Source organism: Streptomyces sp. NPDC052016 (assembly GCF_044548445.1).
GTDB lineage: Bacteria > Actinomycetota > Actinomycetes > Streptomycetales > Streptomycetaceae > Streptomyces.
Window position 1 is genome coordinate 71,066 of sequence record NZ_JBIUBX010000013.1, and the last position, 12,808, is coordinate 83,873.

Here is a 12,808-nt window from a genome sequence, read left to right on the forward strand (position 1 = left end):
TCAGTCGTGCAGGGCGGCCTGCCCGTCCTGCACGACCTCCTCGGGGAACCGCTGCTGCGGTATCACCACCGTGCCCTGCTGCAACGCCACCGTCCGGGCCGGCGCCGGGATGCGGATGCCCTCCGCGCGGTAGCGCCGGTGCAGGCGCTTGATGAACTCGTGCTTGATCCGGTACTGGTCGCTGAACTCGCCGACGCCCAGGATCACCGTGAAGTTGATGCGGGAGTCGGCGAAGGTGTGGAAGCGCACCGCCGGCTCGTGGTCCGGAACCGCACCGGTGATCTCGGTCATCACCTCGGTGACGACCTCCGTGGTCACCCGCTCCACGTGCTCCAGGTCGCTGTCGTAGGCGACCCCCACCTGCACCAGGATCGTCAACTGCTGGTCCGGGCGCATGAAGTTGGTCATGTTCGCCTTGGCGAGCTGCCCGTTGGGGATGACGACCAGGTTGTTGGAGAGGTTGCGGACCGTCGTCTGACGCCAGTTGATGTCCTCGACGTAACCCTCCTCGCCGCTGCTCAGCTTGATGTAGTCGCCGGGCTGGACCGTCTTGGAGGCGAGGATGTGGATGCCCGCGAAGAGGTTGGCGAGGGTGTCCTGGAGGGCGAGCGCCACGGCCAGGCCGCCGACGCCGAGGGCGGTGAGCATCGGCGCTATGGAGATGCCGAGGGTCTGCAGCACCACCAGGAAGCCGATCGCCAGGACCAGCACCCGGGTGATGTTGACGAAGATGGTCGCGGATCCGGCGACCCCGGAGCGGGAGGAGGTGACCGACCGCACCAGCCCGGCGACCACCCGGGCCGCCGCCACCGTCACCACGAAGATGAACAGCACCGTCAGGCACTGGTTGACGGCGTGCTGCACGGTCCGCGTCAGCGGCAGCACCGCGGCCGCGGCCGCCCCGCCACCCGTGATCGCCGCCCACGGCACCACCGTGCGCAGCGCGTCCACGATGACGTCGTCGCCGCTCCAGCGGGTGCGCTTGGCGTGCTTGGCCAGCCAGCGCAGCATCGTCCGCGACAGGAAGGCCACCAGCAGACCCGCGGCCAGGGCGATGCCGGCGAGGACGAGGTCGTCCAGGGTCAGCGCGCGGTTCACCGGTCACCTCCGGGAAGACGTTCCGCGGCGAAGGGGGCCGCCGACGGCCGGATGTGAAGTCTCGTCACGTTGTCACCTGCTCGCATGTCCGGGAAGTGCGGTCGCGTCCGTCCGTGAACGGGCGCGATCGCTCATCCTGCCGTATCGCGCACCACAGTTCGTACCCGGCGGCGGGCTCGAACGACGCCTTCCGGCGAGGCCGTCCGGTACGCACGACGGTCCACGCACGCGGTCCACGCGCCGCGCCACCGCGGCCGGGACCTGCCCGACGGCGGGGCGACGCGGGCGACTTCCTGGTGTGCACCGTTCCCCCATGCCCCTCCCCGGACCCGAGCCGCACAGCAGACCTGCCCACTCCACCGGCCGGCCGCACGGATCCCGGCCGGAAACCGTCCCCGCGCGCGGAAGCGGCGGGACCTGGACGGCGTACGCGGGCGTGTGGCCGAAACGCCGGGGCGACGGCCGCGGGCCCGGACGGGGGGCCGGACGGTGACCACCCCCGGCTCAGCGGGGTACGCCCGTCCGGTCACCGCCTCGGCTCAGCGGGGTACGCCCGTCCGGACCGGCAGCGCGGTCGTCTCGGCGGCCGGAAGCGTGGGGTCGGCGACTACCGGAACGCTCATGCGGGGTCGTCGAGCAGTTCTGCCGAAGCCGTCGGCCAGGACGGACCGGTGCCGCACCGCGACCACCCCGACCAGCACCAGGGGCAGCAGGCACAGCACCCGGCGGAGCCGGCGGACCGGCAGCCACCGCGGGAGACGGCCCCGGGGAGGGGCTGTGGGGGGAGCGGTATCGCTGTCACACCCGGAGAGGTTCGCCGCGCCACCTCAACGACGGGTGACCGCGGCGTGGACGGCGGCGGGGGAGGAGACATCGTCGTCTTGACCTCAACAATGCTCGAGGTTCTACCGTCCTTCTCATGAGCATGGAGACCACCGCCTGGACCCAGCTGTACAGCGTCATGAACGCCCGGCACGAACGCCGGCCCTTCGACCGGGTGACCCTGCGCCGCATCGGTGCCTTCGCCCGACCGCACCGCCGCCGAATCGCCCTGTTCGTCCTGCTGGGGGTGGTGACCGCGCTGCTCGCCGTCGCCACCCCGGTCCTCGCGGGGCGGGTCGTCGACGCGATCGTGTCGCACGGCGACGCGGCGACCGTCGTCCGGCTGGCGCTGCTCATCGCACTCATCGCGGTGGTGGAGGCGGCGCTCGGCATCCTGGGCAGGAGACTCTCGGCGACGCTGGGGGAAGGCCTCATCCTCGATCTGCGCACCGCCGTTTTCGACCATGTGCAGCGGATGCCGGTCGCGTTCTTCACCCGTACCCGTACGGGAGCGCTGGTCTCCCGTCTCAACAACGACGTGATCGGCGCCCAGCGCGCCTTCAGCAACACGCTCTCGGGAGTCGTCAGCAACCTGGTGACCCTGGTGGTGGCCCTCGCCGTCATGCTCACCCTGTCCTGGCAGGTCACCCTGCTCGCCCTGGCCCTGCTGCCGGTGTTCGTGGTGCCCGCCCGCCGCATGGGCCGGCGGATGGCCGGCATGCAGCGGGAGGCGGCCGCGCTGAACGCGGCGATGGGCACCCGCATGACCGAGCGCTTCTCCGCGCCCGGCGCCACCCTGGTCAAACTCTTCGGCCGCCCCGAGCAGGAGTCGGCGGAGTTCGCCGCCCGCGCCGCCCTCGTCCGGGACATCGGCGTGCGCACCGCGACGGCCCAGTCGGTGTTCATCACCTCCCTCACCCTGGTCTCCGCCCTGGCCCTCGCCCTGGTCTACGGCCTCGGCGGCCGGCTCGCGCTGAACGGCACCCTGGACCCCGGCGCCGTCGTCGCCCTCGCCCTCCTGCTGACCCGCCTGTACGCGCCGCTCACCGCCCTCGCGGGGGCGCGCGTGGAGGTGATGAGCGCCCTGGTCAGCTTCGAGCGCGTCTTCGAGGTGCTCGACCTGAAGCCGCTCATCGAGGAGAAACCCGGCGCCCGCGAGGTGCCCGAGGGCCCGGTCTCCGTCGAGTTCGAGGACGTCCGCTTCGGCTACCCGTCCGCCGACAAGGTCTCGCTCGCCTCGCTCGAGGAGGTCGCCACCCTCGACACCCGCGGCGGCGCCGAGGTCCTGCACGGCGTCTCCTTCCGCGCCGAACCCGGCAGGACGGTCGCCCTCGTCGGCTCCTCCGGCGCCGGCAAGTCGACCGTCGCCCAACTGCTGCCGCGCCTGTACGACGTCGACGCCGGCGCCGTCCGCATCGGCGGGATCGACGTCCGCGACCTGAGCGCGCGGTCCCTGCGGCAGACGCTGGGCATGGTCACCCAGGACGGCCACCTCTTCCACGACACCGTCCGCGCCAACCTCCTCCTCGCCCTCCCCGAGGCCGGCGAGGACGAACTGTGGGACGCCCTGCGCCGCGCCCGCCTCGACGACCTGGTCCGCTCCCTCCCCGACGGGCTCGACACGGTCGTCGGCGAACGCGGCTACCGCCTCTCCGGCGGTGAGCGCCAGCGGATGACCATCGCCCGGCTGCTGCTGGCCCGCCAGCGTGTCGTCATCCTCGACGAGGCCACCGCCCACCTCGACAACACCTCCGAGGCGGCCGTCCAGGAGGCGCTCGCCGAGGCCCTGGCGGGCCGCACCGCGATCGTCATCGCCCACCGCCTGTCCACGGTGCGCTCCGCCGACCTGATCCTGGTCGTCGAGTCGGGCCGCATCGTCGAACGCGGAACCCACGAGGAACTCCTGGCGGAGGGCGGGCGGTACGCGGAGCTGTACCGGACGCAGTTCGCACAGGCGGAGGTCGTGACGGAGGCGGCGGCCTGAGCCGGGTCCGGGCCGGATCCGGGTCCGGGCCGGATCCGGGTCCGGGTCGGGGGCGGTCGGGTGAGGGGCCGGTGCGGGGTAGGACGGGCATACGGCGCGTCGAACCGCTTCGCGTGCCGGCGGTTCCCGGACGAGACCGCGCGCCTCGTGCGCCGGCAGGCCGGCGGCCCGGCAGCCTCGGCCGGCCCGACCCCACGGCGCCACGCCCGAACGCCGGTGAGAGGGCTCAACCCGCCGCGTGACACGACCGCTTGACCGTCCTGGAGGCGCGTGGCCCGCGCGACCTTCCGCGGTGTCCCGCACGCACCGGCGTCGGTTCCGTCGCCCCGTCGCCACGGCCGGCATCGCCGGTGGCCCCGCTCCGCTCCCGGCGGTACCCCTCTCGTCCGTACCGCGGGCATCCCGGTCGGTCGAGCGGCTGGGTGCGGGCCGGGCCCCCGCGCTCGGCATGGGGAGACGCGGGCGGGCTCGTGACACGCCGCCGGATGGTCCATCATCCAGGCCTGCGGATCATCCAGTCATATGGTGCGGAATATGAAGAAATGCCATATCGCGTACCTCGCGTGCACCGCAGCCGTCGTCACCGCGGGAATCGGCGCCGCCCCGCCGGTCTCCAGCCACACGACCCGCGTGGTCCACCCGGGGCAGTCGATCCAGAAGGCGGTGGACGCCTCCAAACCGGGCGACACCGTTCTCGTGGCCCCCGGCACCTACCGCGAGAGCGTCAAGGTGACCACGTCGGGACTGACCCTGCGCGGCGTCGGCCGGCAGACGGTCATCCAGCCGAGCACCCTGAAGAAGGCCGTCAACAGCTGCGCCGCGGCCGGCAACGGCATCTGCGTGGAGGGCACGAAGGACCGCCGCCTCAAGGACGTCACCGTCGCCTCCCTGACCGTCACCGGCTTCACCAAGACCGGACTGACCGCCACGTCGACCGACCGGCTGACCGTGCGCAACGTGACCGCGGTGAAGAACGGGGTCTGGGGCATCGCCCAGGAGCGCTCGGTGCGCGGTGTGTTCCGCGCGAACACCGCCCGGGACAACGGCGACGCGGGCCTCTTCCTCGCCAACACGGTGAAGGCCGAGGAAGGCGCCGTGGACACCCGCGGCACGGTCGTCGAGCGCAACCGGCTGGAGGGGAACCGGATCGGTCTCACCGTCCGGCGGCTGCGCAACCTCACCGTCGCCCACAACCACCTCACCCGCAACTGCGCGGGCGTCTTCCTCGTCGGCGACGAGAACAAGCCGAAGGCCGGTGCCCTGACCGTGCGGGACAACCGCATCGAGCGGAACAACAAGTCCTGCCCTAAGACGGCGCGGCTGGACGCCATCCAGGGCTCCGGCATCGTCCTGACCGGTGTCGAGGACACCGTGGTGACCCGGAACACCATCAGGGACCACGCCGGCACCTCCCCGATGTCGGGCGGCATCGTCCTGTTCAAGAGCGTCGTGGGCACGCCCAGCGAGCGCAACCGGATCAGCGGCAACACCCTGAGCAACAACTCCCCGGCGGACCTGGTCGACGCGGACACCGGCAAGAACAACACCTTCGTGGGCAACACCTGCGGCGCGTCCCGGCCGGCCGGCCTGTGCTGAACCCGGACGGCCGTCCGTAGTCATCCGTGAACCCAAGGAAGGAAGGCGGCACATGACGACCGCTGAGACTGCTCCACCGCCGTCGATGCGACTCAGGGAGCTGGCGTTCGGGGCGGCGTGTGCCGCCGCCCTCCGCGCGGCCGCCCGGCTGGGGGTCGCCGACGCCCTCGGCGACACCCCCATGCCCGTGGAGGACCTGGCCGCGGCGGTGAAGACCGAACCGCGGCCGCTGAGACGGCTGTTGCGGGCCCTGTCCTGCTACGGCGTCTTCACCGAGCGGCAGGACGGGACGATCGCGCACACCGACATGTCCCGGCTGCTGCGCGAGGACGACCCGCACAGCCTGCGCTACATCACCCTGTGGTGCACCGAGGCGTGGACCTGGGACGCCTGGCCGATGCTCGACGAGGCCGTGCGCACCGGCCGCAACGTCGTCGAGGAGCTGTACGGCAAGGAGTTCTTCACCTACCTCAACGAGGACGCCCCCGAGTCGGCCGAGGTCTTCAACCGGGCCATGACCACCTCCAGCAGGCAGTCCGCCGAGGACGTCGCGCACTTCCTCGACCTGTCGGGGAGCTCGTCGGTCGCCGACATCGGCGGCGGCCAGGGCCATGTGGTGGCGAGCCTCCTGGAGAAGTACCCCACGCTGCGGGGCACCCTGCTCGACCTGCCGCGCGTGGTGGAGAACGCCGACCCGCGGCTGCGGCCGGGAGGCGCGCTCGCGGACCGCGTGACGATCGTGCCCGGCGACTGCCGTGCGGCCATCCCGTTCCGGGCCGACGTGTACATCATCAAGAACATCCTGGAGTGGGACGACGAGAGCACCGCCCGGACCCTGCGCAACGTCATCGAGGCGGGCGGCCCGGGGACACGGGTCGTGGTCATCGAGAACCTGGTCGACGACACGCCCTCGATGCGGTTCAGCACCGCCATGGACCTGCTGCTGCTCCTCAACGTCGGCGGGGCCAAGCACACCACCGAGAGCATGGTCAGGAGGCTGACCGACGCCGGCCTGGTCATCGACGACACCCGCCCGGTCAACCCCTACCTGCACGCCTTCGACTGCACCGTCCCCCGCTGAGCACCCGGGAGACCCCCGGGGAAACCACCGGTCGCCGGGTCCGCACCACGCGCGGACCCGGCGACCGGTGGCCGGTTCGAGGGGTGTCCTCAGCCGGCGGAGTCCCGCTCCCAGCGGTAGAAGCAGTGCGCCATCGCGTCCTTCGGCGACCGCCAGGTCTCCGGGTCGTACGCGCTGACGTACGCCTGCAGCCGCTCGCTGATGTCCCGGAACTGGGGGTGTCCGGCCACCTTGGCGATGGCGGGTCCGGGATCCTGCTCGGACTCGATGAGGTGCAGGTAGACGTCGTTGAACTGGAAGAGACTGCGCCGTGCGACGCCCACGAGGTGCGGCAGCTCTCCCCGGTCGGACTCCTCGAACAGCTTGGCGATGTCCGGCGCCGATCCCGGAGCCATCCGGGCGACGATCAGGGCCTGGTGCATGGTCCTCTCCTCCCGCTCAGTCGGTCACGGTCGGAACGGACCCGCGCTCCGCGGCGGCCTTCTCGATGCGGTCCCGGATCAGGGCCAGCTGGACCTTGGAGTTGCGGTTGATGTTGTCGGTCATCCAGGCGTCGTCGACGGGTGCGTCCGGCTTCATCTCGAAGTCCTGCGTCCACACCATCCGGGTGCCCTGGGGGACCTCGTGGTACTGCCACCGGATGTTCATGTACGCGAAGGGCCCGGTCTCGACGCGGCGGGCCTTGACGCTGAGCGTGTCGCGGTCCGTCTCCCGTTCCGAGACCCAGCTCCACACGGTGCCGTTCTCGTCGGGGTGCATGGTCAGCCGGAACGTCGTCTTGTTCCCCTCCTGCGAAAGGATCTCCGCGGAGGCGTACTCGCTGAACAGCCGGGGCCAGTTCGCCACGTCGTTGGTCATGTCCCAGACCAGGTCCACCGGCGCGGCGATGGTGATCTCGTTCTCCGTGCGTCCGGCCATGTCAGGCTCCTGCCGGGAGGGCGCTGTTGACGAGGTCGAGGAACTGCCGGGGGGTCTTGCAGCGCTCCGCGTCGGTCGGCATGGGTGCGCCGTAACGATTCTCCAGCTCGCCCACGATGCCCAGCAGGCCCAGCGAGTCGACGCCGAGGGCGTCGAACGCGGAGTCGGACCGCTGCTGGAGTTCCTCCGGGGCGACGGTGATCCCCGCCGCCTTCTTCATCAGTTCGGACAGTTCTTCCACGGTGATGCGGTCACTCATGCGGTTGCTCTCCTTTGCTCCGTGGCCTCGTCACGAGGCGTCGGCGGCGCCGTGCCGCAGCACCAGCGCCGAGTTCGATCCCATGAGCCCCCGGCCGAGGACCAGCGCCGTGCGCGTCTCGGCGGCGCGAGCGCGGACGGTCACCAGGTCGAGGTCATGGCAGATGTCGAAAACGTTGGGGGTGGGCGGGATCAGGCCGTGCTCCATCGCCAGCACCGCCGCCGCGGTGTCCAGCACGGGCGCCGCGCAGAAGCCGCGGCCGATGCCGGTCTTCGGCGCGGTGACCGGAACCCGCCTGCCGTGCGCGCCGAGGGCGTCGGTGATCGCCAGCGCCTCGGCACGGTCCGCCTCCGGTACGCCGAGGGCGTCGGCGAAGACCACGTCGATCTCCTCCGGGGCGCAGCCCGCGTCGTCCAGCGCGCCCCGGATCGCCTGGGCGAGCCCCTCCCGGGACTCCTCCCAGCGCGAGGCGCCGGTGAACGTGGCCGCGTGCCCGGCGAGCCTGGCCCGCACCCGCGCACCCCGCTCCCTGGCCGAGGCCTCCTCCTCCACGACGAACATGGCGCCGCCCTCCGCGGGCACGAACCCGCAGGCCGCCTCGGTGAACGGGCGGTAGGCGCGCGCCGGGTCGTCCCCGGTGCTCAGCTCCTCGTAGCCGAGCTGGCACACCACCGAGTACGGGGCGAGCGGCGCCTCGGTCGCCCCGGCCACGATCACGTCGGTGCCGCGCCGCACGGCCCGCGCCGCGTGCGCGAGGGCGTCCAGACCGCCGGCCTCGTCGGCCGCGACGACCGAGCAAGGGCCCTTGAAGCCGCGGCGGATGGAGATCTGACCGGTGCTGGCGGCGTAGAACCAGGCGATCGACTGGTACGGCCCGACGAACCGGCTGCCCTTGCCCCACAGTTGCTGCAGTTCCCGCTGGCCGAACTCGCCGCCGCCGGAACCGGCCGCGGTGACCACGCCCACGGCGAACGGCTCACCGGAGGTGTCGGCCTGGCCGAGGCGGGCGTCGTCCAGCGCGAAGTCGGCCGCGGCCATCGCGAAGTGCGTGAACCGGTCGGTCTGGACGAGGTAGCGCTCCTCGATCGCCGCCGACGGCTCGAAATCCCGGATCTCGCCGGCCACCCGCAGCGGCAGGTGCTCACAGCCCTCGCGGGTGACCCGGTCGAGGACGCTGATGCCCTCCTGGGTGGACTTCCAAAAGGACTCGGTGCTGGTTCCGTTGGGCGCGACCACACCGATTCCGGTGACGGCCGCGCGCCGCGGGTGCGGTTCGCTCATCATGTCCTCCCTCTCGGCCGGGTCAGGATCACCGCGGACTGGAAGCCGCCGAACCCGCTGCCCACCGAGAGGACGGTGTTCAGCCTGCGCTCGCGGGCGACCCGCGGGACGTAGTCCAGGTCGCACTCCGGGTCCGGGGTCTCGTAGTTGGCGGTGGGCGGTATCACCTGGTGGGCCAGGGCCAGCACACAGGCGACGACCTCGATCGCCCCGATCGCGCCGAGGGAGTGACCCACCATGGACTTGATGGAGCTCATGGGCGTGTCGTAGGCGTGCTGCCCCAGGGCCCGCTTCACCGCCGCCGTCTCGTGACGGTCGTTCTGCTGGGTTCCTGAGCCATGGGCGTTGACGTAGTCGACCGCCGTGCCGTCGAGCCGGGAGTGGTCGAGGGCGACCTCGATGGCGCGGGCCATCTCCAGGCCCTCCCTGGTCAGTCCGGTCATGTGGTAGGCGTTGCCGAAGGTGGCGTAGCCGCTGAGCTCGCAGTAGACGTGGGCGCCGCGCGCCCGGGCGTGCTCGAGCTCCTCCAGGACCAGCACCGCGCCGCCCTCTCCCATGACGAACCCGTTGCGGTCGGCGTCGAAGGGACGCGAGGCGTGGGCGGGGTCGTCGTTGTTGGGGGACGTGGCCTTGATCGCGTCGAAGCAGGCCATCGTGATGGGCGATATGGGGGAGTCCGAGGCGCCGGCTATGCACACGTCGGCCCGGCCCTCCTCGATCGTGTGGAAGGCGTACCCGACCGCGTCGAGCCCCGAGGTGCAGCCGGTGGAGACGGTCTGCACCGGCCCGCGCGCCTCGAACCGCTCCGCGACCGTCGCGGCGAGCGTGCTCGGCGCGAACGCCCGGTGCAGGTGCGGCTCGGCCTCCCGGTGGTCGACGTCCCAGCGCTGCCCCCGGTGGCTGACCAGGACGTAGTCGTGCTCCAGCCGGGTGGTCCCGCCGACCGCGGTGCCCAGGGACACCCCGACCCGCCAGGGGTTCTCCCGGGCGAGGTCGAGGCCGGCGTCCCGTACCGCCTCCTCGCCGGCGACCAGCGCGAACTGGATGTACCGGTCGCTGCGCGCGACCTGTTCCGGATCCAGTCCGTGGGCCGCCGGGTCGAAGTCGCACTCGGCGGCGATCCGCGAGCGCAGGCCTGCCGGGTCGAAGAAGGTGATGCCCCGCGTCGCCGTGCGCCCCTGGGACAGCAGGTCCCAGAACGCGGGGACGCCGATGCCGCCGGGAGCGACGACGCCTATGCCGGTGACCGCCACGCGCCGGTTCATGAGCCGACCACCGGAACGGCGTCGGTCTGCTCGGTGTCGACGTGGCCGAGCGGGGGGCTCGGGGCCAGCGGACCGAGGTGGAAGACGATGCGCGCCTCCACGTTGCCGACGTTGCGGAAGCGGTGGCGCATGTTGATGGGGATCATGAGCCCCTGCTCCGGCCGCAGCGGGTGGGGCTCGCCGTCCAGGTCGACCTCCAACTGCCCGCAGACGACGTACACGAACTCCTCGGAGTACGGGTGGTAGTGCTCACCGATGCGGTCGCCGGGCTGCACGATGGCCACGCCCATGAAGCCGCTGGTCGAGCCGACCGTGGTGGGGGTGAGCATGGCGCGCAGATCGCCGCCGCGCCGGGTGTTGGGCTCGACCTCGCTGAGATCCACGATTCTTGGACGGGATGTGATCACGACGTTGCTCCGATCGTGTGCTGTGTCGACTGAGGGGCCGGATGGCCGCCGCGACCCGTGTGCCGGACGGATCAGGCGCGGGGCGAGCGGCGGTCGGTGATGAGGTCCATACGGGCGAGCTCGAGCAGGCGCGCGAGGTCGCCGTCCTGCGGTGCGGAACCGCCCGCACCGGAGGCGCCCGGGAACGTCGTCAGCTCCGCCGCCTTCGCCGGGTCGAGCAGGCCGAGGGAGAGCGCGGGGTCGCCGGCCGTGAGGCCGCCCCGGACGTCGATCAGCCGTACGACGACGTCGTCGCGCTGGAAGATCGTGCTGCACAGGACGGGGTTGCGCGGATCCTCCGCCGCGGCCTCGTCCTGCTGGGCCAGCAGCTCGGCCAACCGCATGCCCTGGCCCGGCCGGGCCGGGTAGTACAGCGCGTGCCGCTCCGCCGCCGGGTCCTCCCGCTCCGCCGAGATGTGGTGGACGGCGGGCAGCGCCGCCCGGGTGAAGAAGACGCGGGCGGACTCGGGGTCGTCGAGGTCCCGGTCCTGCTCCAGGTACGGGTTGATGGCCTCCTCCACGGCCCGCACCTCGGGCTGGCGGGCCACGTGACGCAGCGCCGCGAGCAGGTCGCCGCGCACCTCGATGGCCCGCACCACGCGGTTGCCGTGCATGAACAGGGACGTGCGGCACAGCCGGGTGGTGTCGTCGACCTTCGGGTCCGGCGGGGAGTAGTCGGCGAGGATCCCGGCGACGGCCTTCTCGCTGCCCGGCTTGACCGTGAAGGTGAGCGCGTGGCGGGTGACGCCGTCACCGAGGCGGGGCGAGGCCTGCAGGCCGCGCTCGCCGGGCTCGACCGCGGCGGCCGGGCGGCCGGTCTCGCGGACCACGTGGAAGCGCAGCGACCGGGTGTCCCGCACGCAGCTGTGCAGCGGCTCCACCATCCGTACGTGCTCCTCGCTGTTCACCCAGGTGAGGAACGGCGGGGCGCTCTCCCACTCGCTGGTGATGAGCCACTGGCTGGGGTTCTCGATCGACTGGCACAGCTGGTCGCTGACGTGCCCCGGGACGGACGCGACCTGGTTGCAGAGCTGCTCGTACGCCTCCAGGAACTGCTGCTGAGCTCCGTCGATGACGTCCACCAGCAGGACGACCCGGAGCCGGGAGCCGTCGAACACGGACTGGGAGACGCGGGGCGACACCTGTCGTGTCAACGGCCTAGATGCGGGTGCGGTGGTGGTCATGCTGAGCACATCTCCTTCATGGCAGGGCGGGGGGACGGACTTCACTTGCGGTGCTGCGATGCGCGTGTGCTTCGATCTTGAGCCGGTCCCCACCGGGGCGCGATTCGGATGGACTACGCGAGTGACTGGCCGCGGGGACACGCCGGCGAACTCACTTGAGATGGGCGAAGACCACCAGGTTGGCCGTGTAGTCCTTGGCCGCGCGGTCGTAGTCGCCCGCGCAGGTGATGAGACGTGCCTGCGCCTGGTCCGTGTCGGCGTACACCCGACGGCTGGGGAAATTGTCCTTGTCGAAGGTCTCCACGCTGTCGACCACGAAGGACGCCTTGCGTCCGTCGGCCCGTCGGACGTGGAAGACGTCCCCCTTCTTCAGCTCACTGAGTTCGGCGAAGACGGCGGGGGAGGTGGCCGTGTCGACGTGCCCGGCGATGATCGCGGTGCCCGTCTCGCCGGGGGAGGTGCCGGCGGCGTGCCAGCCGACGAGGTTGACGTCGTCGGGCGGCGGTGCTTCGAGCTGGCCCGAACGGCCGATGGCGAGGTCGGTGAAGGGAGCGTCCACCGAGATCTTCGGGATGAGCAGGCGCACCGGCTTCGAGCGCGGCAGGTGCTTGCCCGTCGCGTGCCGGACGGGGGACGCCGACGGAGCGGCGGCCTGGGGGGCGTGCGGGGCGTGGGGGGCGTGCGGTGGGCGGGAGGAGCCGGACGAGGCGTCGTTGCTGCCGGTCAGGCTCATGGTCAGGAACAGCAGAACAAGGGCGCACAGGACGGTCAGGGTGCCGCGGGACCCCTGGCCGGTCGACTCCGGCTCGGTGTCCGCGGGGGAGGAGGGAGGGACTGCCATCGGGAGGACCTCACTAGTGCACGGCAGCTGGGC

12 protein-coding genes are annotated in these 12,808 nt (G+C 71.9%); 3 read left to right on the forward strand and 9 right to left on the reverse strand.

From position 1 onward, the window contains the following. Complete coding sequence (locus tag ACIHAR_RS17835; RefSeq protein WP_365472180.1) at positions 1-1,098, reverse strand: mechanosensitive ion channel family protein; 1,098 nt, start codon at positions 1,096-1,098, stop codon at positions 1-3. A 925-nt stretch (positions 1,099-2,023) separates the two neighbouring features. Between ACIHAR_RS17835 and ACIHAR_RS17840 the strand changes: the two genes are divergently transcribed. From ACIHAR_RS17840 to ACIHAR_RS17850, 3 genes are all read left to right on the forward strand, one after another. Continuing rightward, the gene (locus tag ACIHAR_RS17840) at positions 2,024-3,904 is read left to right on the forward strand and encodes an ABC transporter ATP-binding protein (RefSeq protein ID WP_400020429.1); all 1,881 of its coding nucleotides are present in this window, start codon (positions 2,024-2,026) and stop codon (positions 3,902-3,904) included. Positions 3,905-4,438: 534 nt separating this feature from the next. Next, a complete protein-coding gene (locus tag ACIHAR_RS17845) occupies positions 4,439-5,500 on the forward strand; it encodes a nitrous oxide reductase family maturation protein NosD (RefSeq protein ID WP_400020275.1) in 1,062 nt (353 codons plus the stop codon). Between the two features lie 52 nt (positions 5,501-5,552). Further along, a complete protein-coding gene (locus tag ACIHAR_RS17850) occupies positions 5,553-6,581 on the forward strand; it encodes a methyltransferase (protein WP_365472174.1) in 1,029 nt (342 codons plus the stop codon). A gap of 89 nt (positions 6,582-6,670) precedes the next feature. Here ACIHAR_RS17850 and ACIHAR_RS17855 read toward each other — a convergent pair whose 3' ends face one another. The 8 genes from ACIHAR_RS17855 to ACIHAR_RS17890 form a co-directional block, all read right to left on the reverse strand. Beyond that, a complete protein-coding gene (locus ACIHAR_RS17855) occupies positions 6,671-7,003 on the reverse strand; it encodes a TcmI family type II polyketide cyclase (RefSeq protein ID WP_365472171.1) in 333 nt (110 codons plus the stop codon). Between the two features lie 16 nt (positions 7,004-7,019). Continuing rightward, positions 7,020-7,499 carry an SRPBCC family protein gene (locus ACIHAR_RS17860; protein WP_365472168.1) on the reverse strand — a complete coding sequence of 160 codons (480 nt, stop codon included), beginning with the start codon at positions 7,497-7,499 and terminating at the stop codon, positions 7,020-7,022. Between the two features lies 1 nt (position 7,500). Next, complete coding sequence (locus tag ACIHAR_RS17865) at positions 7,501-7,758, reverse strand: acyl carrier protein (protein ID WP_365472165.1); 258 nt, start codon at positions 7,756-7,758, stop codon at positions 7,501-7,503. Between the two features lie 30 nt (positions 7,759-7,788). Further along, entirely contained in the window at positions 7,789-9,039 is a 1,251-nt protein-coding gene (locus ACIHAR_RS17870) for a ketosynthase chain-length factor (RefSeq protein WP_365472197.1), read from the reverse strand. Continuing rightward, positions 9,039-10,304: a beta-ketoacyl-[acyl-carrier-protein] synthase family protein gene (locus tag ACIHAR_RS17875; RefSeq protein WP_365472162.1), complete on the reverse strand. Its 1,266-nt coding sequence runs from the start codon at positions 10,302-10,304 to the stop codon at positions 9,039-9,041. Before ACIHAR_RS17875 ends, ACIHAR_RS17870 begins: the two co-directional genes overlap by 1 nt. Further along, entirely contained in the window at positions 10,301-10,687 is a 387-nt protein-coding gene (locus ACIHAR_RS17880; RefSeq protein ID WP_365472159.1) for a cupin domain-containing protein, read from the reverse strand. Before ACIHAR_RS17880 ends, ACIHAR_RS17875 begins: the two co-directional genes overlap by 4 nt. 95 nt (positions 10,688-10,782) lie before the next feature. Beyond that, positions 10,783-11,934, reverse strand: a complete 1,152-nt coding sequence (locus ACIHAR_RS17885; protein WP_365472156.1) for a SchA/CurD-like domain-containing protein — start codon at positions 11,932-11,934, stop codon at positions 10,783-10,785. A 151-nt stretch (positions 11,935-12,085) separates the two neighbouring features. After that, positions 12,086-12,775 (reverse strand): class F sortase, encoded by a 690-nt coding sequence (locus ACIHAR_RS17890; protein WP_365472153.1) that lies wholly within the window; start codon positions 12,773-12,775, stop codon positions 12,086-12,088. Positions 12,776-12,808: the final 33 nt, after the last annotated feature.